We start from the raw sequence: 20,731 nt of genomic DNA on the forward strand, positions 1-20,731 counted from the left end.
TCTGACGGGCCGCATTACCGATATTTTTCAATCGGTTATCTGGAAAATGCCGTCGTCAGAAACCGTCCGGCCGGCTGGTGATGTTTCACGGCAAATTGTGTATGAAGCACGGATCAGCGAAGCCGACATTCATCGTGGTCGGCCGGCGCATGGCGGGCATTGACCGCGGAGTAGCGATGGACGCCGCGTCCGAACGTGACGAACACTTCCTGCGCCTGTCGTTCGCGGTCGCCCGCCGCTCGCTTAGCCATGGCAATCATCCCTTCGGCTGCATCGTTGTCGCGGCCGACGGCCAGGTTCTCATCGAGAGCGAGAATGGCTACATGCCGGATCATGACGGCACCGCGCATGCCGAACGGCTCGCGGCCACCCAGGCCTGCCGCACGCTCGGGCGCGAAGTGCTGGCGAAAGCCACGCTCTATTCGTCGGCCGAGCCCTGCGCGATGTGTGCCGGTGCGATCTACTGGGCCGGCATCGGCCGCGTCGTCTTTGGCCTCGGCGAACATCGCCTGCGCGGCCTCACCGGCAACCATCCGGAGAACCCGACCCTCGACCTGCCGTGCCGCGAGGTCTTTGCCCGCGGCCAGCGCCCGACGGAGGTCATCGGCCCCCTGCTCGAAAAGGAGGCGGAGGCGCTGCACGACGGCGCTTGGACGAAGTAGCAGCACATCCAAAGGGAGATGACGCCGTTTTTCTGATCGCGCCCGATGTGACTGCCGAGTTGGAGCAGCTGTCGCGACCTGGTCGCTCAGCACGGTTGACGACCCGCTGGCCGATCGCCCGCCGAAACGTTGAGCAAGGGATGATGCTTTTTCACATCTTACAGCGCGGTTCAAACTGGCCCACTATCGAGACACGTCACGCATGCAAGCGCATCAGCGAATGTTAGATCCGATGCCCAACGGCCGGCATTCCGGCGATTTCCCGCTCCTGAGGACGATCGGCCTCACCAAGCGTTATGGCGATTTCCTCGCCAACGATTCCATCGACATCGACATCTGGCCGAGTGAAATTCACGCCCTGCTCGGCGAGAACGGCGCCGGCAAGTCGACGCTGGTCAAGGCCATCTACGGGCTGATCCAGCCCAGCGCCGGCGAGATCCGCTGGCAAGGCCAGCCAATCGTGCTGTCCGGTCCGTCGGAAGCACGCAGCCGCGGCATCGGTATGGTGTTCCAGCATTTCTCACTGTTCGACAATCTTACCGTCGCCGAGAACGTCGCGCTCGGCCTCGACGGCAACGAGTCCTTCAAGGACATGTCGGCGCGGCTGGAGCAGGTGTCGAAGACCTATGGACTGCCGCTCGATCCCAAGCGCGAAGTCTGGCAACTATCCGTCGGCGAGCGCCAGCGCATCGAGATCGTCCGCGCCTTGATGCAGGATCCGAAATTCCTGATCCTGGACGAGCCCACCGCGGTGCTGACGCCGCAGGAGGCAGATCAGCTCTTCATCGTGCTGGAGCGGCTCAAGGCCGAAGGCCGCGCCATCCTCTATATCAGCCACAAGCTGGAGGAGGTGAAGCGCCTCTGTGACACCGCGACGATCCTGCGTGGCGGCAGGAAGGTCGAGACCTGCAACCCTCGGCTCGAGACCGCGGCCTCGCTCGCACGGATGATGGTCGGCGGAGAGATCAAGGAAGTGAGGGCCTCATCCGGCCGCAAGACGACCGTACCACGGCTCGTCGTCGACGATCTCTCGCTGGCCCCCGCAGACGCGCATGGTGTGCGGCTCGAGCACATCTCGTTCGAGCTGAAGGGCGGCGAGATCCTCGGCATCGCCGGCGTCGCCGGCAACGGGCAGGACGAACTGTTCGCCGCGCTCTCCGGCGAGCGCCTCTCGAACAACCCTAGCACGGTGGTGATCGAAGGCATCGCCGCCGGCCGTCTCTCGATCACCCAGCGGCGCAGGCTGGGCGCCGCTTTCGTACCTGAGGAGCGGCTCGGCCACGGCACCGCGCCGCGCATGAAGCTGTCGGAGAACGCGCTGCTCACCGGGCACGCCGCCGGCGGCATGGTCCGTCGCGGCTTCATCGACACCGCAGCCACGCTGAAAGCGGTCGACCGCGCGACCGAGACGTTCGACGTCCGCAAGGCCAAGCGCGATCCGGAAGCCGCGAGCCTGTCCGGCGGCAATCTGCAGAAGTTCATCGTGGGACGCGAGATCCTGCGCTCCCCCGCGGTGCTGGTGGTGAGCCAGCCGACCTGGGGCGTCGACGCCGGCGCCGCCGCTGTCATCCGGCAGGCGCTGCTTGATCTCGCAACCGCCGGCGCCGCCGTCCTCGTGACCAGCCAGGATCTCGACGAGCTCGCGGAGATCGCCGATAGCATCGCAGTGATGTTCCACGGCAAGCTGTCGGCTCCGCTCGCAGCCAGCGAAGCGAGTCGCGAAAAGCTGGGCCTTCTGATGGGCGGCAGCAGCCTGGAGCCTAAGGAGGCCGCTCATGCAGCTGGTGCTTGAGAAGCGCGCCGAGCGCTCCAACACGATCGCGCTGGTCTCGCCGCTGATCGCGATTGGCCTCACGATCCTGACCATGGTCATCCTGTTCACGATCCTGGGCAAGAATCCGCTGCTCGCCCTGCACGCCTATTTCGTTACACCCTTGACCGACGGCTATTCGCTCCAGGAGATCGCGGTGAAGGCAACGCCGCTGGTGATGATCGCGATCGGGCTATCGCTCTGCTATCTCGCCAATGCCTGGAACATCGGCGCCGAAGGGCAATTCCTGATCGGCGCAGTCGCCGGAAGCTGGATCGCGGTAAAGACGCAAGGCACCGACGCCGGCGCCTGGGTGTTGCCGGCCATGCTCGTCCTCGCCGCCGCGGCGGGCGCGCTCTATGCGCTGATCCCGGCGATCTGCAAGGTCAGGTTCGGCGCCAGCGAGATCCTGACCAGCCTGATGCTGGTCTATGTCGCCGACCTCTTCCTCGACTATCTCGTGCGCGGGCCATGGCGCGACCCGCAGGGCTTCAATTTCCCGACCACGGCGGAATTCGATCCGGTGGCGACAGTCCCCCTGCTGATCGAAGGCGGCCGGCTGCATCTCGGCTCGGTCATCGCCCTGCTCGTCGTCGCGGCAGCGGCGATCCTGCTCGGGCGCACCATGAAGGGCTTTGAGATCCGTGTGGTTGGTGCTGCGCCCCGTGCGGCGCGGTTCGGCGGCTTCAATGCCAATCAGCTGATCATCCTGACCTTCGCGGTATCAGGCGCACTGGCGGGCCTCGCCGGAATCATCGAGGTTGCAGGTCCGGTCGGGCATCTCCAGCCCGGCATCTCGCCTGGTTACGGCTTTACCGCGATCATCGTGGCCTTCCTTGGCCGCCTGAACCCGCTTGGAATACTCATTGCAGGCCTTTTCCTGGCATTGACCTTTATCGGCGGCGAGCAGGCGCAGATCGCGATGAAGATCCCATTGGACGTCACCAAGGTCTTTCAGGGCATCCTGCTGTTCTACGTGCTCGCCTGCGATTCCCTCATCCTCTATCGCTTCAAGCTGGTCTTCCCAAACCGACAGGTGACTCGTGGAGCTGGTTGAAGCCATCATCCTCGCGGTGCTCGCCGCGTCGACGCCGCTGCTGATCGCTGCGACCGGCGAGCTCGTGACCGAGCGCTCCGGCGTGCTCAATCTCGGCGTCGAGGGCATGATGATCGTCGGCGCGGCCTGCGGCTTTGCCGGCGCCTGGCTGACCGGATCGGTCTTCATCGGCGCGCTGTTCGGCGTGGTCGCGGGCACGCTGATGTCGCTCGTCTTCGCGCTGATGGCGCTCGGGCTTGCCGTCAACCAGGTTGCGACCGGGCTCGCGCTGACCATCCTCGGCGTCGGGCTCTCCGGCCTGATCGGCGCCGGGTTTGTCGGCGAACGCATCACGCCGGCAATGCACCTCTATATTCCCGTTCTGACGGACATTCCGCTAATCGGCCGCGTGCTGTTCGGCGAGGACGGCTTCGTCTATTTCTCAGTCGCACTGATCGCCGGCGTCTGGTGGTTCTTGTACCGCACGCGGGCGGGACTGATCCTGCGCGCCTGCGGCGACAATCACGTCTCGGCGCATGCGCTCGGCTATCCGGTGCTGCGCATCCGCACTTTCGCCGTGATGTTCGGCGGCGCCTGCGCCGGGCTTGCCGGCGCTTATTTGCCGCTCGCCTACACGCCGTTCTTCATCCCAGGCATGACCGCCGGCCGCGGCTGGATCGCACTGGCGCTGGTGGTGTTCTCGTCCTGGCGGCCGGGCCGGCTCGTGGTCGGCGCCTATCTGTTCGGCGCGGTGACGATCCTGCAACTGCACGCGCAAGGCTGGGGCGTCGGCATTCCCTCGCAATTCATGTCGGCACTGCCTTATCTCGCAACCGTCATAGTCCTGGTCCTGCTGTCCCGCGCACGCGGCGGCGGCTCGACCGCGCCGGCCGCGCTCGGCACGGTGTTCGTGCCTGACCGTTGAACCTCATTCCACGGCGGGCGCGATGGGGCGCGCGCGTTGCGGATCGTGGCTTTCCCCTGATGTTGGAGATCGATGATGAGGAAATCACTGCTTGCGCTGACTGCCGGGCTCTTGCTTGCCGGGAACGTCAGTGCAGCCTCCGCCGCCGACAAGCTGAAGGTCGGCTTCGTCTATGTGGGTCCTATCGGAGACCTCGGCTGGACCTATCAGCACGACGTTGGTCGTCAGGCGCTGGTGAAGGAACTGGGCGACAAGATCGAGACCACCTACCTCGAGAACGTGCCCGAAGGGCCCGACGCCGAGCGCTCGATCGAGCAGCTGGTCCGCGCCGGCAACAAGCTGATCTTCACGACGTCCTTCGGCTACATGGACTCGACGCTGAAGGTCGCCAAGAAATATCCGAACGTGCATTTCGAGCACGCCACCGGTTACAAGCGCAACCCGAACATGTCGACCTATTCGGCGAAATGGTATCAGGGCCGCTACATTCAAGGCCTGATCGCAGCGAAGATGTCGAAGTCGGGCGTGCTCGGCTACATCGGTTCGTTCCCGATTCCGGAGGTCGTCTCCGGCATTAACGCGACGATGCTGGCGGCGCAGACCATCAACCCAAACATCAAGGTCAAGATCATCTGGGCCAACACCTGGTTCGATCCCGGCAAGGAAGCCGACGCCGCCAAGGCGCTGATCGACCAGGGCGCCGACGTCATCATGCAGCACACGGATTCGCCCGCCGCCATGCAGATCGCCAGCGAACGCGGCAAGCTCGCCTTCGGCCAGGATTCCGAGATGATCAAGTTCGGGCCCAAGACCCAGCTCACCTCGATCCTGGATACCTGGGGCCCCTACTACATCGAGCGCGTCAAGGCCGAGCTCGCCGGAACCTGGAAGTCCGAAAACACCTGGGGCGGCCTCGACAGCCACATGTTCGCGATGGCGCCCTACACCAACATGCCGGACGATGTGAAAAAGATGGCCGAGGATGCCCAGGCCGCGATCACTGCGGGCAAGCTGCATCCGTTCAAATGCCCGATCGTTGGGCAGGACAGCAAGCCGGTCGAGTGCAAGGGCGGCGATCACCTCGACGACGGGCAGATCCTTGGCATGAATTTCTACGTGAAAGGCATCGATGACAAGCTGCCGGGCAAGTAGCACGCTTCTTGCATTCCCCAATCCACCTGCTCCTCCCGGAGGAGGTTCGGAGGGGGTGGCCAGAAGCACCCGGCACTTGTGGCTGCCCCCTCTTTCCATCTTGCCCGGCCTATCCCGCCCGCATGGCCCGCGCCGCGGAACTGTGGCGGCGGACGAGGTCTGCCACGTCCAGGCCCGGAATCGCGCCGTCGATCACCGTCCATTTTCCGGCCACCATCACCCGGTCGGCTCGATGCGCCCCGCACAGCACCAAGGCGGCCAGCGGATCGCCGTGACCGGAGAAGCGCAGCTCGTCGAGCCTGAACAGCGCGAGATCGGCGGCCTTGCCGACGGCGATCGCACCGAGTTCCGGCCGCCCGACGCAGGCCGCCGAGCCCTTGGTCGCCCAGCGCAGCGCATCCTTGTGGCTGACTTTCGCTACCCCGTAGCGCGCCCGTTGCAGCAGGAAGGCGGCGCGAACCTCCTGCATCAGGTTTGAGCCGTCGTTCGACGCCGAACCGTCGACGCCGATCCCGATCGCGACGCCGGCCTCCTCCATCTCGCAGACGGGACAGCAGCCGGACGCCAGCAGCTGGTTGCTGCAGGCGCAATGGCTGATGGTCGTCTTCGCGTTGGCGAGGCGCTTGATCTCGCCGTCGTTGAAAAAGATGCCATGGGCGAGCCAGGTTCGCGCATTGAGCCAGCCGCACTGCTCGAGATAGTCGAGCGGGCGGCAGCCATACATCTGCTGACAGAATTTGTTCTCGTCCTCGGTCTCGGCGAGGTGGGTGTGCAGGCGCACGTCGAGCTTGCCGGCGAGATCGGCGGTCGCGCGCATCAGCGAGGTCGTCACCGAGAACGGTGAGCACGGCGCGAGCGCGATCTGCACCATCGCATCCGCGTCGCGCTGGTGATGCTTTGCGACCACGCGCGCGCTGTCCGCGAGGATCGTATCCTCGTCCTGCACGACGCTGTCAGGCGGCAGGCCGCCGTCGCGCTGCGACAGGTTCATCGAGCCGCGCGTGAGCAATACCCGCATGCCGAGACGCTTCGCCACCGCCACCTCGATATCGACGGCGTCCTCGAGTCCTGCCGGGAAAACATAGTGGTGATCGGTCGTGGTGGTGCAGCCGGAGAGCAGCAGCTCGGACATCGCCACCGTGACGCCGAGCTCGAGCGCCTCAGGCGTCAGCCTCGCCCAGACCGGATACAGCGCCTGGAGCCAGGGAAACAGCTGCCGGTCCATTGCAGCCGGCAGCGCCCGCGTCAGCGTCTGATAGAAATGATGATGGGTATTGATCAGGCCCGGCAGCACGACATGCTCGCCCGCATCGAACACCGCGACATCCGCGGTTGCGGGCACACCGCCGGCCGGCACCAGCTCGACGATCCGGCCGTCCTGCACCACGATGCCGCGCTCGGCACTGTCGGCGAGGATGGCGAGTGGATCCCTGATCCAGATCGGACTTGCGTCACTCATGATCCTGCTTCTCCACACCGAATGACGACCAGCCTGCAAGGGGGACGTCGGCCCGAACACGATATTGCTACGACTTGTTTGTTGCGGCTTGGCTCCGGTCTTGCAAGACTCGTCTGCACGATTCACCGGGCGGAAGCGCTGGCGCAGCCATGGATTTGAATACCATCACGACGGTGGCCCACCCGCAAACGCGCGCGCAACTGCCTGCCTGGACGACAGGCGATGCTTGGCTTGCAGGCGGCACCTGGCTGTACTCGGAGCCGCAGGTCCACCTGAGGCGACTGATCGATCTCGCCGATCTGAGATGGCCGGCGCTGACGATCACGGACACCCATCTCTCCGTTGCCGCCACCTGCACGGTTGCACAGCTGGACGGACTGTCCTGCCCGCCCGACTGGCTCGCAGCGCCATTGATCGGCCAGTGTTGTCGGGCCTTCCTCGCCTCGTTCAAGATCTGGAAGACAGCCACGGTCGGTGGCAATCTCTGCATGTCCCTGCCGGCGGGGCCGATGATCTCGCTCACATCGGCGCTCGACGGCGTCTGCACCATCTGGAAGGCCGGCGGCGGCGAGCAGAACATTCCCGTCGTCGATTTCGTCACCGGCAACCAGAGCAACCGTCTCATGCCCGGCGACCTGCTGCGGCAGATCGATATCCCGATTGCCGCGTTGCGCCGCCGCGCGGCCTTTCGCCAGATTTCGCTGGCCCCCGTCGGCCGCTCGGCAGCGCTTCTGATCGGCAGCCTCGATCCGGATGGCAAACTGACATTGACGATCACCGCATCGACGGTGCGGCCGGTCCAGCTCTCGTTTGCCAAGGCGCCGGACGCCGCTGCGCTCCGCGCCGCCGTCTCGGAAGGGGTCACCGAGGAGTTGTACAACACCGACATCCACGGCAAGCCGCTCTGGCGCAAGCACATGACGCTGCGGCTCGCCGAAGAAATTCGCCGCGAACTCCTGGGAGCAACGCGGCCATGAGCTTCGAGGTCAACGGCAAGGCATTCTCTCAGGAGCCGCGCGCCGGCCAGTGCCTGCGCACGTTCCTGCGCGAGCTCGGCCATTTCGGCGTCAAAAAGGGCTGCGATGCCGGCGATTGCGGCGCCTGCACCGTGCTGCTCGACGGGGAGCCGGTGCACAGCTGCCTGATCCCGGCGTTCAGCGCCGAGGGACACGCCGTCACCACGATCGAAGGTCTTGGCGGAGATGACGGCACGCATCCGATGCAGCAGGGCTTCCTCGATGCGCAGGGCTTTCAATGCGGCTTCTGCACCGCCGGCATGATCCTGACCTGTGCCTCGCTGAACCAGGCCCAGCGGACCGATCTCGGCGCGGCGCTGAAGGGCAATATCTGCCGCTGCACCGGTTATCGTTCGATCGAGGATGCGATCCTCGGCAAGACCAATGTCGAGGCGAGCGTCGAGGCCGGCGCCGCGTTCGGCCGCAGCCTGCCGGCGCCGGCGGGTCCAGACATTGTGCGCGGCAAGGCGCGCTACACCTTCGATACCGCCATCGACGGACTGCTGCACATCAAGCTGCTGCGTTCGCCGCATGCTCACGCCAGGATCCTCACGATCGACAGGTCGGAAGCCCTTCGCGTAGCCGGCGTGCATGCGGTGCTGACGCATGAGGATGCGCCGTCCGTCCTGACTTCGACTGCGCGGCACGAGAAGGACTGGATGGACCCCGAGGACACCCGCGTCCTCGACGACGTCGTGCGCTTCATCGGCCAAAAGGTTGCCGCCGTCGTCGCCGAGACCGAAGGCGCCGCCGAGGAGGCATGCCGCAGGCTGAAAGTCAGCTACGAGATTCTGCCCGCGCTGATCGATCCGGAGCAGGCGATGGAGCCGGGCGCGCCAATCATTCATCCTGACCGCACCATTGCGAACCGCGTCGCGGACGCGCAGCGTAATCTCGTCGCGGAAACGCACGGCGAGTTCGGCGATGTCGCGGCCGCGCTCGCCACGTCCGCCGTGACCTACGAGGCCACTTTCCACAGTCACCGTGTACAGCATGCGGCACTGGAGACCCATGGCGGCCTCGCCTGGCTCGATGACGCAGGCGTGCTCAATGTCCGCACCTCGACCCAGGTCCCATTCCTGACCCGCCGCGCGCTGTCGGACATCTTCCAGCTTCCCATGGACAAGGTCCGCGTGTTCTGCGAGCGCGTCGGCGGCGGCTTCGGCGGCAAGCAGGAGATGTTCGTCGAGGATATTCTGGCGCTTGCTGCGCTCAAGACCGGGCGGCCTGTGAAACTGGAGCTCACCCGCGAGGAGCAATTCATCGCGACCTCGACGCGGCATCCGATGCGGGTCCACATCAAGGCGGGCGCCGATGCCGACGGCAAGCTCACCGCGCTCCAGCTCGACGTGCTCTCCAACACCGGCGCCTACGGCAATCATGCCGGCCCCGTGATGTTCCACGCTCTGGGCGAGTCCATCAGCGTCTACAATTGTCCGAACAAGCGGGTGGACGGCGTCGCCGTCTATACCAACACCGTGCCGGCGGGCGCGTTTCGCGGCTATGGCCTGCCGCAGACGCTGATCGCCGTGGAGGCCGCGATCGACGAGCTGGCCAGGCAACTCGGCATCAGTCCCTACGAGATGCGCCGGCGCAATATCGTGAAGCCTGGCGATCCCATGCTGTCGCCGCCGCCGTCCGAATATCACGACGTGCTCTACGGCTCCTACGGGCTCGACCAGTGCCTCGACCTCGTCGAGCGCGCGATGCAGGCCGATGGCCCAGAGCCTGACCTGTCGCCGGAATGGCTGATCGGTCACGGCATCGCGCTGACCATGATCGATACGGTGCCACCGGCGGGCCACATCGCCGACGCGACGATCGCGCTCAACGACGACGGCGGCTTCGACCTCACCGTCGGCACGGCCGAGTTCGGCAACGGCACCAGCACCGTGCACCTCCAGATCGCCGCGACCACGCTGGCGACCACGGTCGAGAGAATCCGTCTGCGCCAGTCCGACACCGCCCATGGCGGCCACGACACCGGCGCCTATGGTAGCGCCGGCACCTTCGTCGCGGGCAAGGCCACGCATGCGGCGGCCATGCAGCTTGCGACCGAGCTGAAGGCCGCGGCAGCCGGCGCGTGGCTGTCCGACGTGAAAACCTGCGTGCTCGATGGGGACGCCGTCGTCAGCGGCGTACGGCGCATGCCCTATACGGAACTTGCAAAGCTCGCGCACGACCGCGGATGCCCGTTCGCAGGCACCGGCAATTCCACCGGCACGCCGCGTTCGGTCGGCTTCAATGTGCAGGGTTTTCGTGTCGCCGTGAACAAGGGCACCGGCGAGCTCAGGATTCTCAGGAGCGTGCACGCCGCGGACGCGGGCGTCGTCGCCAATCCCATGCAATGCCGCGGTCAGGTCGAAGGCGGCGTGGCGCAGGCGCTCGGCGCTGCGCTCTACGAGCAGATGGTGATCGATGCGAACGGCCGCGTCATCAACCCGAAACTCCGCGACTACCACCTGCCCTCCTTCGCCGATGTTCCGCGCACGGAGGTGTTCTTCGCCGAGACGGCCGACACGATCGGACCGCTGGGCGCAAAGTCGATGAGCGAGAGCCCGTACAATCCGGTCGCCGCCGCACTCGGCAACGCAATTGCGGATGCCACCGGCATCCGCTTCACCGCACCGCCCTTCAAACCGGATCGGCTGTTTCCGGCGCTGCACGAGAAGTTCGGCAGCTAAAGCCGAATGGCTTTAGCTCGAATCAATTGCCGCGGGTCGTTCACCTCTCCCGCTTGCGGGAGAGGTCGGCGCGTCCGGGCGAAGCGAAGCTTCGTCCCGTGCGCCGGGAGAGGGCTTTCTCCTCTTGGGGATTGTCCCTTTGGGGATATACCCTCTCCCCAGCCCTCTCCCGCAAGCGGGAGAGGGAGTGCACCTCCGTCGTTGCAGCGATCAAGTCTCATCGCATCACGCTTTAGCTGCCGCGATAGGTCGAATAGCTCCAGGGCGTGACCAGCAGCGGCACGTGGTAGTGGCTTTCCGGCTCGCTGATCGCAAAGCGCAACGGGATCTCGTCGAGAAACGGCGGATCGGACAGCGGCACATTGCGCTCCGCGTAGTATTTGGCAACACGGAATCTGAGCTCGTAGCGACCGATCGGCAGCGGGCGACCGCCGATCAGCGGCTGGTCGGTGCGGCCGTCCGCATTGGTCACCGCGCGCGCGATGACGCGGTTCTCGCCAAGGCTCGCGAGCTCCACGAGCTCGACCGGGACGCCTGGCGCAGGCTTGCCAATGTGATTGTCCAGCACATGAGTCGAGAGCCGGCCGTGCACCTTCAGCCTGTCCTCGGCAATGACGAGCTGATCCAGCCGCAGCGCGGAGATGCGGCCAATTTCCTCGATCGCACGTCGCGTCTCGGTCTTGGGGATATTGAGCAGTCGCGTCTCGAAGTCGCGCAGCACGGAATCCCTGGTGTGTCTGCGCACGCAGACGATATAGGGAAAGCCGAACTTGTCGCGGTAGGCGTTGTTGGCACGCTCGAACGCCGCATATTCGGCCTCCGATAGCCGGTCGAGTCCGGCGCTGTTCTGCTCGTCGGTCGATTCCGCGGTGAGACCGACGGCGCGCTGCGTCTTGTCGGCGAGATCGGGATGTGCCCGGATCAGCGCCAACTGAACATCAGGCTCGGCGCTCTGGATCGCCGCCATCAGCGCAGCGTGCAGCTGATTGATGCCGGCAAACGGCCGCTTTGCCGCGAGTTGCTCGGCGATCCATGGCGAATATTCGACGACATTGGCGAGCGCCGCGACGAAATCGGCCTTGCTTGCGGCGTTGAGGTCGGCGAGCGAGATCTGCGACATCGTCCTCTCACCCGATCTCGAATGCGTCGGCGGCCAGATGGGCGTGCTTGTCGTGCCAGTGTTGCGCGATCTGCAACCGCGTCGGCACCCAGACACGCTCATGCTTGCCGATATGGTCGAGGAATCGCATCAGCCCCGCCGCGCGGCCGGGCCGGCCGGCAAGGCGACAGTGCAGGCCGACCGACATCATCTTCGGCGCGGTCTCGCCCTCGGCGTAGAGCACGTCGAAGGCGTCCTTCAGATAGGTGAAGAACTGCTCGCCTTCAGCGAATCCTTGTGGGTTGATGAAGCGCATGTCGTTGGCGTCCAACGTATAGGGAATGATGAGCTGCTTGCCGCCCGGCCCCCTCACCCAATAGGGCAGATCGTCGGCATAGGAGTCGCAGAGATAGAGGAAGCCGCCTTCCTCCATCAGCAGCCGGTTGGTGTTGATCGAGGAGCGCCCGGTGTACCAGCCGAGCGGCCGCGAACCGGTCGCCTCGACGTGGACGCGGATCGCTTCGGCGATCTCGGCGCGCTCCTGCGCTTCCGTCATGTCCTTGTGCTCGATCCATTTCAGGCTGTGGCTCGCGATGTCCCAGCCCGCCTCCTTCATCGCCGCGACGATCTCGGGATTGCGCTTGAGCGCAGTGGCGACGCCGAACACGGTGGTCGGCCAGTTGCGCGCAGTGAACATCCGCCACAGCCGCCAGAAGCCGGCGCGCGAGCCATATTCGAACATCGATTCGATATTGGCGTGGCGCTGGCCCGGCCAGGGCTGCGCGCCGAGCACGTCCGACAGAAACGCCTCCGAGGCACGGTCGCCGTGCAGGATGTTGTTCTCGCCGCCCTCCTCGAAATTGACGACGAACTGCACCGCGATCCGCGCGTTGTCGGGCCATTGCGGATGCGGTGGATTGCGGCCGTAGCCGCGGAGATCGCGAGGGTAGCTCGTATCGGTCACTCAGACTTCCTCGAAGCGGATCGGCAGGGCGCCCTTCCACAGCACGCTCTTGCCAAGTGTCGCCAGATTCTCAAGGCCCGAGGTCAGCGTGATGAAATGATTGCCGGCGAGCTGGCCCATCTTGCTCGCGAAGTGCACGCCGCCGTAGGCGAGCAGGATCTCGGTCTCGCTGATGCCGCCCGGGTAAAGGATGATCTGGCCGGGCGCGGGATAGCTGGTGTGGTTCTCGTAGCTGACGCCGAAATCGAGGTCGCCGAGCGGCATCCATACGCCCTCGCCGCTCCAGCGCACATGGATGATGTGGCTTTCGAACGGCAGTGCCTTGCGGAACGCGGCGACGGTCTTGGGCGCCAATTGCTCCTCGAAGCGGGCATCGAAGGTGAAATCGCCGGCGCGGATAACGAGTTTGCTCATCTCATCTCTCTGGATCGGGGCCGATGGCCCCACGGATAACGCTCAAGCAAAGAGCATTACCGACAGTTTCACGCAAGTGGCGCGGTCCATCACCTGCGATCGCAGCCCCCCGAAAATGCCGCTCCGCGCGTGTCTGGCTCCGGCCCGGCGGCTGGCGGAGGCACCCCTTTGGGTCTCGCATGTCATGGCGCCATCGCTGTCGCCCGGGAAACTCAAATTGGCTGCATTGAACCGGATTGTGGCGGGCAAGTCCACCGGCGCCGCCGGCGGAATTGCCGAATAGTTGGCCGGGGCCGGCGCCAAGCGACGTCTGCGAGTTGCGAGCTCGAGCGCGGCAATGCAGCTCTCCCGTGTCCAGGACGAGCTGCAACGCGCAAGCGTTGCGCCGGGACCCAGGGCCACAGTACGACACAGCAGCATGGGCCCCGGCTCTGCAGCGCACCGTCGAAGGGACGCTGCGCTGCGTCCGGGGCACGAGAGTGGAGTTTGGCGCAGGCTCTGTCGACATCGTCATTGCGAGGACCTCTTGCGACGAAGCAATCCGGGCTGTCGCTGTGGAAAGATTATGGATTGCTTCCGCCTTCGCCGAAGGCTTCGGCGGACAAGTTGCTGCGCTCGCAATTGTGCATGTTCACTAATTCGCTGATTGGATCGCTCCAGGCGGAGGACGATCCGATGCGCGACAACAGCTACGACCGGACGATTGAGCGCAACTATCTACAGAAGTGGCGTTTTCTGATCCCGGAGTATGAGGCGGTGAAGGCTGGCCGATCGCCGCTGTTCAAGCGGGTCGGCGACTTCTATCGGCACCACGGCACCTGCTCGCAGACGTTCCGCAAGTATTACAATCGCTATTTGCAGAGCGGCGAGGAAGCGGACCTGCTGCCGCGGCGGCGCGGCCCCAAGTGGCGGGAACGGCGCGAGCCGGAAGGAATCGAGGCGGAGATCGTCGCCCATCGCAAGCGGGGGATGAACCGTTATGAGATTCATGCCGTCTTGCGCGAGACGCGCGACACGGTACCCTCACCGATCACGATCTACCGGGTGCTGAGGCGCCATCAGCTGAACCGCCGCACGCCGGCGATGCGCGAGGAGAAACGCCGTATTATCAAGGACAAGCTCGGGGAGCTGGGCCACGTCGATCTGCATCAATTGCCGCGCGACATGTTCCTCGCGCCACCCCCGGTCACGGCCTACATCATCAGCCTGATCGACAGTTGCTCGCGTCTGGCCTGGGCCGAGGTCCTGACCTCCAAGAAGGCGCTGCCGGTCATGTTCAAGACCTTGAAGATGATCAACACCCTCAACCTCACTTACGGGCTGGTCTTCCAGGAAATTCTGTCCGACAACGGCGCCGAGTTTGCTGCCCGCACCAAGCCGGACGAGCATCCGTTCGAGGCCATGCTGCTCGAGCTCGGCATCAAACACCGCTACACCAGGCCCTATCGGCCGCAAACCAATGGCAAAGTCGAACGCTTCTGGCGCACGCTGGATGATGACGTCATCGAGGGCACGACCTTCGACAACCTCGATCACTTTGCCAACGAACTGTTCGAATACCTCGTCTACTACAACAACCACAGACCCCATCAGGCCTTGGCTGGACAAACTCCCAAGGCCTTCGCCGCTTCCAAGACCACCGCGATCCAATCAGCGAATTATTGAACATCGACAGCAATGACGGAGGATGAGGCGGCGATGCCGCTCTTCCATCACGCATTTTGAAACGCAGACACGGCTTGGCGTTCTCGCGGCTGAATTCGCCCGAGCTTTGCTTCGTCGCTCACCCTCTTGAGCCAAGAGGGCACAGGGAAGACCGGGTGCTGACCTCGCACCCGCGGTCCGCTGCGCGAAAATGTAGCGCAAAGAGACCGCACAGCAGCATACAGGTGGTGCCAATCACTCGGCCTTCCCTGCGCGATGGTCGGACGGCTTATGCCGCGCTCTCCCGGGAGCCGAGTTCGTTCTGGCCTCCCTCACTCCCGCGAAATTCACCGGCACCGCGCCGGTTGACGCGACTGCCGCCTCCGCAAGAGCTTGACCGTAGCAACGACGGCCAGGACCACACGGTTTTGCCGTACGCGCGGCCCGCCATTTCGCCCGCAGTTTTCCCAGCCCTGTCGACGGAGCTGGAAACTTACAGGCGAGACGAAGCCTAGCAGCGCCGCTCGTCCGCACGCAGCTTCGGGCTCACGGAGAGCAATCCGCCCTGCCCTTCACCTCTCGTGCACGACGCTGCGGCGTCCACCGCAAGCCCGGCTCGCGACAATGACGACCTCATGATCGCCCCTCAAGAATGAGCCGGGATGGGCGACACATACGCTATTTCCGAATTTCGGTAAAGTGGAATATTTCCGCAGAGACGGATTGACAGAGCGGCAAAACAGCCCCGCTCGCCGGTGAGACCCTGTAGCCCAGATGGGGACTACGGGGCGCGCCCTCGCGCGACCCGTTAGCTCCATCTCGACTACGCGATCACGGTTCGCCGGTAGAAGGGAAACGATGCCAGAATCAAAAAGGGCAGTGCAAAGCACCGCCCCTTTTGGCGAACGCGACTGCTCAATATGGCGCGTAACCATAGCCCGGACCGTAATAATTAGGACCGCCGCCGTAGTAACCCGGACCGCCGTAATAGCCCGGGCCGCCATAGTAAGGACGCGGGCCATAATAGTAGCGGTTCTCATAGTACTCGCGGCGGCGGCTCTCGGCGATCGCGCCTCCGATCAGACCTGCCGCCATGCCCATGAAGGCGAGACCTGCGGCGTTCGGCCCGCGTCGGTGGTAATGGCGACGCCGGGCTGCGCTGAAATCAGTGACGTCGGACGCGGCCTGGCCGGCAACGGCCGCCTTCGCGGCCGGTGTCCCGGCCGAGGCGGCCGTGGACGGAGATGCGGAGGCCGCGATCAGGGCGAGGCTTGCGAACGCAGCCACGACCGTGTTGCGGCCGGCTGCGGAAATCATCGGTCCAATACTCATTTCGACCTTCCTCTGTTCTCGCCAAAAAGACATAAGCAAACCTCCTACAACGCGCAAACCATTGAAATAGTTTCATGATCGCGGCGACCTGCCACGCTTTGAACGATTGTAAACCGAACGATCAGGTCCAGCTTGAACCATCCAACCTGAGCGGTTAATGAACAGCCGCGCCGTTTCTCGGTCGCCGTAAGCGTTTCACGTGAACCAACGCATCAACCGACGCCGTCGGGATCGATGCCATTTCCAAGTTTCAACGTGATCGACGCGTCCTTTTCCTCGAAAGAAGTCAGATGATTGCGGTTCGCAAACTGCCGGCGCGCTATGCGCCGATCGTAATGCCATTCGTGCTGTCCATCCTCATGACGGCGGTGGTTTCGGTCATATCGACGCTGCGAAGCCTCGGCGCAACGCCGGCGTTCCTGGCGACCTGGCCGGGCGCCTGGGCGCTGTCCTGGCTCGTCGCGTTTCCGACGCTGCTCATGGTCCTGCCACTCGTCCGCCGGATCGTGGCCTGCCTCGTTGCAGCCCCACCCGGCCAATAGCCGACCGTTACGAGAGCGCCCCAAGCACGCCCCTCGTCGCCTTGTCGATCTCCTCGACATAGCGGCGGCGGGCGAAACTCTCGGTGAGAAAGCCGACCACCTTGCGGCTGTCGGTGGAATCGACCACCGCCAGCATCTCGGCCTCGGCCTCGTCGAACACGGCCATCGCCGATTTCACGTTCATTTCCGGGATCAGCACGATGTCGATCAGGCGGGCGAGCTCGATCACCTGGATGTCGTCGGCGATGCTGTCGAGATCGTTGGAGAACAAGTCGGGCAGCATGACGAGCCCGACATATTCGTCCGCATTGTTGACGATCACGATTCCGGGCCGCGAGCCCAGCGCGAACTCCCGGCGGACCGCGGCGATCGTCGTGGTCGACGGCACCTTGCCGACGTCGGAGCGCATCAGCCGCTCGACCGTGAGGTTGCGCAGCCAGCCGACGTCGTTGGCGCTGCGGATGGTCTCGCCGCGCAGATGCAGCCGCCAGGTCGAGAAGGAGTGGCCGAACATGAAGCGGACGCAGATCGAGGTAACGATGCAGCCGGCGAGCACCACCGCGGTGACGTCGACATTGCGCGTCATCTCGAGCACGAGGAACGACATCGTCAGGGGACCGCCGACGATGGCGACGCCGAGCGTCGCCATGCCCGTCAGCATCGCGACCAGCGGATCGATCGCGAAGTTCGGGCTGATCAGGAGCAGCACCGCGGCAAAGAACTTTCCGATCAGGCTGCCGACGAACAGCGAGGCGAAGAACAGGCCGCCGCGGAAACCCGAGGCGAGCGAGATCAGGCAGGCCGTCACCTTCAAGGCGATGACCAGCGCGATCAGGCCGATCGTCATCTCGTGAAAGAGATCGAGCACCATGGCACCGTGGCCGGCTGCCAGCACCTGCGGCGTGATGATCGCGAAGCCGCCGACGATGAGGCCGCCGATCACCGGACGCAGCCAGACCGGCATCCAGACGAACAGGCGCTCGAACATCGGCGAGGAGCGCATCACGGCGATGCCGACGCCGCTGGTGATGAGGGCGAGCCCGATCAGGGCCAGGTACTGCTCGACGCCGACGGCGCTGACCTTCGGGATCTCCAGCGAATAGGGCGCGCCGCCCAGCCATTGCGCGGTCAGGGCGCCCGCCAGCGAGGCCGCCAGGATCGGCGCGGCGCTGCCGACCGAATAGACACCGACGATCAGCTCGCAGGCGTAGAAGGCGCCGGTGATCGGCGCGCCGAACGCCGCCGCGATCGCGGCCGCCGCGCCGCAACCGACCATCAGACGCAGATCGTTGCGGCGAAGATTGAAGAACTTACCGAGCAGCGAAGCGATTCCCGAACCGATCTGGGTATAGCCGGCCTCGAGGCCGACCGAGGCGCCGCAGCCGTTGGAGATCAGCGTCTGGCTCGACACCACCACGCTGTCGCGCATCGAGAGATTGCCGCCGCGTAGCGCATTGGCCTCGATCGGGTCCACCGCGTTCGAGATCTTCATGCGCCGCCGCGACCATTCCATGATGCCGAGCGAGAGCCCTCCGAGCGCAGGTGCGATCAGCGCCGCCCACGGGCTGACGCTCTCGTGAGCCGACAGGTGAACATCAATGGGAATGCCGTAGATTACCACATGCGCGATCTGGGCAATCTGGGCCATCAGCGTCACGACCGAGCCCGCGAGCGTGCCGATCACCAGCGCAAGCGGGATCAGGTAGAACTCGTTGCTGCGCAGCAGGGCGCGCAGCCGAACCATGGTGCGGTTCGTCCCCTTGCGATCGACGAGATGCCTGATCCGCACGAACACCCTCTGCCCGCCCCTACCCTTCCGCCAGTCCGTAGCCGGCCATGCGCTGGCGGACCCGCTCGATCTCGTCGCTGGAGAGCAGCGGCGGCCGTCCGATCTGGAGGCAGCCGTGATATTGCCGCGCCAGCGTCTCGACCTCGACGGCGAGCCACATCGCCTTGTCCAGCGTCTTGCCGATCGCGATCATGCCGTGGTGGTCGAGCAGGCAGGCAAGCCGGCCTTCCAGCGCCCGCACCGCATGTTCGGACAGCTCCGCCGTTCCGAACGTCGCATAGGGCGCGCAGCGGATGCTGTCGCCGCCGGCGGCCGCGATCATGTAGTGCACGGGCGGGATCTCCATGCCCATGATGGCCAGGATGGTGCAATAGGTCGGATGGGCGTGCACCACGGCATTGACGTCGGGCCGCGACTTCAGGATGTCGCGATGGAAGCGCCACTCGCTGGACGGTTTCTGATCGGGCGCGTGTGTGCCGTCCATGGCCATGAAGACGATCTGGTCCGGCGACATGGCGTCATAGGGCACGCTGGTCGGCGTGACCAGGAGCCCGTCCACATGCCGGACACTGATATTGCCCGAGGTGCCCTGGTTGATGCCGAGCGCGTTCATGCGCCGGCAGGCGTCGATAATGGCCTGTCTCTTGGCGAGTTCGTCTGCTCTCATCGACATTGCGATTTCCTGACGAAGGGCTAGCTGGACCGGAAGTACGTCAAAGCAATATGGCAGCGCAAGCGAAAGAGTCCCGGAGCCTTTCCGTGTCGGCGACGCCCCTGCCAAACCACGAAACGGACGGAAATATGAAAGAATCTACAAATTGTCGCGGCCCATTGGCAGGCTCGTCCGGGCCGCAGCAATCCCGGGGATCACGAACCACACTGAGGAGGCCGCGAGCAGCATGCGAAAACGCGCGAGAGCACGGCACTTCCAGTGCGACCAAGGGTGTGCGCGATCACCGCCAAGATCGAGGCGGCGATCAGCGGCGCGCGCCGCGCGATCTGGCTCCGTCGGCCTTGTCGCGTCTGGGCATCGAAGACGATATCCGGGGCAACGAGCCCAAGGGTGCGGCGGTCCGGCCACCGCTGGCGGATCCGGTCTGACGCCGCAGGCGCATGGAACGACGTTTCGGCCGCCGACTTAGCTCAGCATGACCACAATGGAGATCGATGGAGACCAATCATGAGCGACAGCGGAATTGGCATGCTGCTGGGCCACGCCTCGGCCCAGATGCTTTGGCTCTGGTTCATCGGCGCGTTCGTGCTCGGCGGAGCCCTCGTTTACGGGGTGATGAAGGCCGGCCATCTGCGCGGCAGCGAGCGGGCACGCCTTGATCGCGCGACGGAAGAGCGGCAGCGCCAGGAAGACCCGTACAAGCGCCCGACCTGAGCGATCCGCGAACGCGGGTTGCAGTTTGGAACTTTCGTTCTCCGAAGGTTTTGATCGCCCGAGGATTGAGGAAGGCGACGCCTTCCCGTGTCACCTCAAGAGGAGGATGTATGGCTAAACGAGCAAAGAAGCGCGCGACCAGGAAGACAGCGGCGCGGCGACCGCGTCAGGCCCCGAAGATGCTCAGCGACCTGTTTCTGGAGACGCTGAAGGACATCTATTTCGCCGAGAACAAGATCATCAAGACCTTGCCCAAGATGGCTAAGGCAGCGCAGTCGAAAGAGCTGACCGCCGCCTTCAACAAGCACCTGCGCGAGACCCAGGGCCAGGTCAAGCGGCTGGACCAGATCTTCAAGATGCTGGGCAAGCCAGCACGCGGCAAGCCCTGCGAGGCGATCAACGGCATTACCGACGAAGGCGCCGAGATCATGAAGGAGTTCAAGGGCGCGCCGGCGCTCGATGCCGGATTGCTCGCGGCCGCCCAGGCTGTCGAGCACTACGAAATCTCCCGCTACGGCACGCTTCGCACCTGGGCCGAGGAGCTCGGCATGCAGGACGCAGCAAGGCTGCTCCAGGCGACGCTGGACGAGGAAGAGGCCACCGATCACACGCTGACGGAGCTCGCCACCTCCGTGATCAACCTGGAAGCGGAAGAAGAGTACCGCGCCGCGGCCTGACCCGCGCCGGCCAATGACGAAACGCCGCGGCCCGTGCCGCGGCGTTTTCTCGTTCGGCACTTTCTTGTTCGATGGCACGACGGCGCATGGCACACCGGCGCCACCGCACTGGATTTCCCGGGAACCAGCCCCATATGCA

18 protein-coding genes are annotated in these 20,731 nt (G+C 64.7%); 11 read left to right on the forward strand and 7 right to left on the reverse strand.

What is annotated here, in order from left to right; translation table 11 throughout:
* The first annotated feature begins 176 nt into the window (after positions 1-176).
* From ABIA42_RS21645 to ABIA42_RS21665, 5 genes are all read left to right on the forward strand, one after another.
* A complete protein-coding gene (locus ABIA42_RS21645) occupies positions 177-662 on the forward strand; it encodes a nucleoside deaminase (RefSeq protein ID WP_370124009.1) in 486 nt (161 codons plus the stop codon).
* Between the two features lie 202 nt (positions 663-864).
* Positions 865-2,454, forward strand: a complete 1,590-nt coding sequence (locus ABIA42_RS21650) for an ABC transporter ATP-binding protein (RefSeq protein WP_370143638.1) — start codon at positions 865-867, stop codon at positions 2,452-2,454.
* The gene (locus tag ABIA42_RS21655; RefSeq protein WP_370121377.1) at positions 2,438-3,529 is read left to right on the forward strand and encodes an ABC transporter permease; all 1,092 of its coding nucleotides are present in this window, start codon (positions 2,438-2,440) and stop codon (positions 3,527-3,529) included. The genes ABIA42_RS21650 and ABIA42_RS21655 overlap by 17 nt, the downstream gene beginning before the upstream one ends.
* The gene (locus tag ABIA42_RS21660) at positions 3,516-4,433 is read left to right on the forward strand and encodes an ABC transporter permease (protein ID WP_370121374.1); all 918 of its coding nucleotides are present in this window, start codon (positions 3,516-3,518) and stop codon (positions 4,431-4,433) included. The genes ABIA42_RS21655 and ABIA42_RS21660 overlap by 14 nt, the downstream gene beginning before the upstream one ends.
* Before the next feature lie 75 nt (positions 4,434-4,508).
* On the forward strand, positions 4,509-5,585 hold the full coding sequence (locus ABIA42_RS21665; protein ID WP_370124006.1) for a BMP family ABC transporter substrate-binding protein: 1,077 nt from the start codon (positions 4,509-4,511) through the stop codon (positions 5,583-5,585).
* A gap of 109 nt (positions 5,586-5,694) precedes the next feature.
* Here ABIA42_RS21665 and ABIA42_RS21670 read toward each other — a convergent pair whose 3' ends face one another.
* Entirely contained in the window at positions 5,695-7,044 is a 1,350-nt protein-coding gene (locus ABIA42_RS21670; protein ID WP_271533438.1) for an 8-oxoguanine deaminase, read from the reverse strand.
* A gap of 149 nt (positions 7,045-7,193) precedes the next feature.
* Between ABIA42_RS21670 and ABIA42_RS21675 the strand changes: the two genes are divergently transcribed.
* Both ABIA42_RS21675 and ABIA42_RS21680 read left to right on the forward strand, forming a co-directional pair.
* The gene (locus tag ABIA42_RS21675) at positions 7,194-8,021 is read left to right on the forward strand and encodes an FAD binding domain-containing protein (RefSeq protein ID WP_370121371.1); all 828 of its coding nucleotides are present in this window, start codon (positions 7,194-7,196) and stop codon (positions 8,019-8,021) included.
* Entirely contained in the window at positions 8,018-10,744 is a 2,727-nt protein-coding gene (locus tag ABIA42_RS21680) for a molybdopterin-dependent oxidoreductase (protein ID WP_370121368.1), read from the forward strand. The genes ABIA42_RS21675 and ABIA42_RS21680 overlap by 4 nt, the downstream gene beginning before the upstream one ends.
* A gap of 232 nt (positions 10,745-10,976) precedes the next feature.
* Here ABIA42_RS21680 and uraD read toward each other — a convergent pair whose 3' ends face one another.
* From uraD to ABIA42_RS21695, 3 genes are read right to left on the reverse strand one after another with little or no spacing between them, the layout of a single operon-like run.
* Entirely contained in the window at positions 10,977-11,864 is an 888-nt protein-coding gene (uraD, locus tag ABIA42_RS21685; protein WP_370121365.1) for a 2-oxo-4-hydroxy-4-carboxy-5-ureidoimidazoline decarboxylase, read from the reverse strand.
* 7 nt (positions 11,865-11,871) lie between these two features.
* Entirely contained in the window at positions 11,872-12,807 is a 936-nt protein-coding gene (gene puuE / locus ABIA42_RS21690; protein ID WP_370121362.1) for an allantoinase PuuE, read from the reverse strand.
* Positions 12,808-13,221 (reverse strand): DUF3830 family protein, encoded by a 414-nt coding sequence (locus ABIA42_RS21695; RefSeq protein ID WP_370121359.1) that lies wholly within the window; start codon positions 13,219-13,221, stop codon positions 12,808-12,810.
* A 627-nt stretch (positions 13,222-13,848) separates the two neighbouring features.
* Between ABIA42_RS21695 and ABIA42_RS21700 the strand changes: the two genes are divergently transcribed.
* A complete protein-coding gene (locus ABIA42_RS21700) occupies positions 13,849-14,886 on the forward strand; it encodes an integrase core domain-containing protein (RefSeq protein ID WP_370157164.1) in 1,038 nt (345 codons plus the stop codon).
* 894 nt (positions 14,887-15,780) lie between these two features.
* Here ABIA42_RS21700 and ABIA42_RS21705 read toward each other — a convergent pair.
* Positions 15,781-16,197: a hypothetical protein gene (locus ABIA42_RS21705; RefSeq protein ID WP_370121353.1), complete on the reverse strand. Its 417-nt coding sequence runs from the start codon at positions 16,195-16,197 to the stop codon at positions 15,781-15,783.
* Positions 16,198-16,487: 290 nt separating this feature from the next.
* On the opposite strand from ABIA42_RS21705, the gene ABIA42_RS21710 reads away from it, so the two are divergent.
* Entirely contained in the window at positions 16,488-16,739 is a 252-nt protein-coding gene (locus tag ABIA42_RS21710; protein ID WP_271533444.1) for a DUF2798 domain-containing protein, read from the forward strand.
* 7 nt (positions 16,740-16,746) lie between these two features.
* Here ABIA42_RS21710 and ABIA42_RS21715 read toward each other — a convergent pair whose 3' ends face one another.
* Together ABIA42_RS21715 and ABIA42_RS21720 are read right to left on the reverse strand one after the other, a co-directional pair.
* Positions 16,747-18,534, reverse strand: coding sequence for a chloride channel protein (locus ABIA42_RS21715; RefSeq protein ID WP_271533445.1), 1,788 nt, complete (start codon positions 18,532-18,534; stop codon positions 16,747-16,749).
* Between the two features lie 13 nt (positions 18,535-18,547).
* Entirely contained in the window at positions 18,548-19,201 is a 654-nt protein-coding gene (locus ABIA42_RS21720) for an L-fuculose-phosphate aldolase (protein ID WP_370121348.1), read from the reverse strand.
* 507 nt (positions 19,202-19,708) lie between these two features.
* Between ABIA42_RS21720 and ABIA42_RS21725 the strand changes: the two genes are divergently transcribed.
* Entirely contained in the window at positions 19,709-19,915 is a 207-nt protein-coding gene (locus ABIA42_RS21725; RefSeq protein ID WP_028180880.1) for a hypothetical protein, read from the forward strand.
* Between the two features lie 110 nt (positions 19,916-20,025).
* Positions 20,026-20,592 carry a ferritin-like domain-containing protein gene (locus ABIA42_RS21730; RefSeq protein ID WP_271533447.1) on the forward strand — a complete coding sequence of 189 codons (567 nt, stop codon included), beginning with the start codon at positions 20,026-20,028 and terminating at the stop codon, positions 20,590-20,592.
* The last annotated feature ends 139 nt before the right edge of the window (positions 20,593-20,731 follow it).

The sequence above is a fragment of the Bradyrhizobium sp. USDA 327 genome, assembly GCF_041262065.1.
In the GTDB taxonomy this organism is placed as follows: domain Bacteria; phylum Pseudomonadota; class Alphaproteobacteria; order Rhizobiales; family Xanthobacteraceae; genus Bradyrhizobium; species Bradyrhizobium liaoningense.

What these genes read in the sequence shown, in the direction of transcription:
- ABIA42_RS21670 (WP_271533438.1), bottom strand. Translation starts at nt 7,044, where the DNA reads ATGAGTGACGCAAGTCCGATCTGGATCAGGGATCCACTCGCCATCCTC.
- ABIA42_RS21710 (WP_271533444.1), top strand. Translation starts at nt 16,488, where the DNA reads ATGATTGCGGTTCGCAAACTGCCGGCGCGCTATGCGCCGATCGTAATG.
- ABIA42_RS21720 (WP_370121348.1), bottom strand. Translation starts at nt 19,201, where the DNA reads ATGTCGATGAGAGCAGACGAACTCGCCAAGAGACAGGCCATTATCGAC.
- uraD (WP_370121365.1), bottom strand. Translation starts at nt 11,864, where the DNA reads ATGTCGCAGATCTCGCTCGCCGACCTCAACGCCGCAAGCAAGGCCGAT.
- ABIA42_RS21655 (WP_370121377.1), top strand. Translation starts at nt 2,438, where the DNA reads ATGCAGCTGGTGCTTGAGAAGCGCGCCGAGCGCTCCAACACGATCGCG.
- ABIA42_RS21705 (WP_370121353.1), bottom strand. Translation starts at nt 16,197, where the DNA reads ATGAGTATTGGACCGATGATTTCCGCAGCCGGCCGCAACACGGTCGTG.
- ABIA42_RS21695 (WP_370121359.1), bottom strand. Translation starts at nt 13,221, where the DNA reads ATGAGCAAACTCGTTATCCGCGCCGGCGATTTCACCTTCGATGCCCGC.
- ABIA42_RS21725 (WP_028180880.1), top strand. Translation starts at nt 19,709, where the DNA reads ATGAGCGACAGCGGAATTGGCATGCTGCTGGGCCACGCCTCGGCCCAG.
- ABIA42_RS21675 (WP_370121371.1), top strand. Translation starts at nt 7,194, where the DNA reads ATGGATTTGAATACCATCACGACGGTGGCCCACCCGCAAACGCGCGCG.
- ABIA42_RS21665 (WP_370124006.1), top strand. Translation starts at nt 4,509, where the DNA reads ATGAGGAAATCACTGCTTGCGCTGACTGCCGGGCTCTTGCTTGCCGGG.
- ABIA42_RS21645 (WP_370124009.1), top strand. Translation starts at nt 177, where the DNA reads ATGGACGCCGCGTCCGAACGTGACGAACACTTCCTGCGCCTGTCGTTC.
- ABIA42_RS21700 (WP_370157164.1), top strand. Translation starts at nt 13,849, where the DNA reads ATGTTCACTAATTCGCTGATTGGATCGCTCCAGGCGGAGGACGATCCG.
- ABIA42_RS21680 (WP_370121368.1), top strand. Translation starts at nt 8,018, where the DNA reads ATGAGCTTCGAGGTCAACGGCAAGGCATTCTCTCAGGAGCCGCGCGCC.
- ABIA42_RS21730 (WP_271533447.1), top strand. Translation starts at nt 20,026, where the DNA reads ATGGCTAAACGAGCAAAGAAGCGCGCGACCAGGAAGACAGCGGCGCGG.
- ABIA42_RS21650 (WP_370143638.1), top strand. Translation starts at nt 865, where the DNA reads ATGCAAGCGCATCAGCGAATGTTAGATCCGATGCCCAACGGCCGGCAT.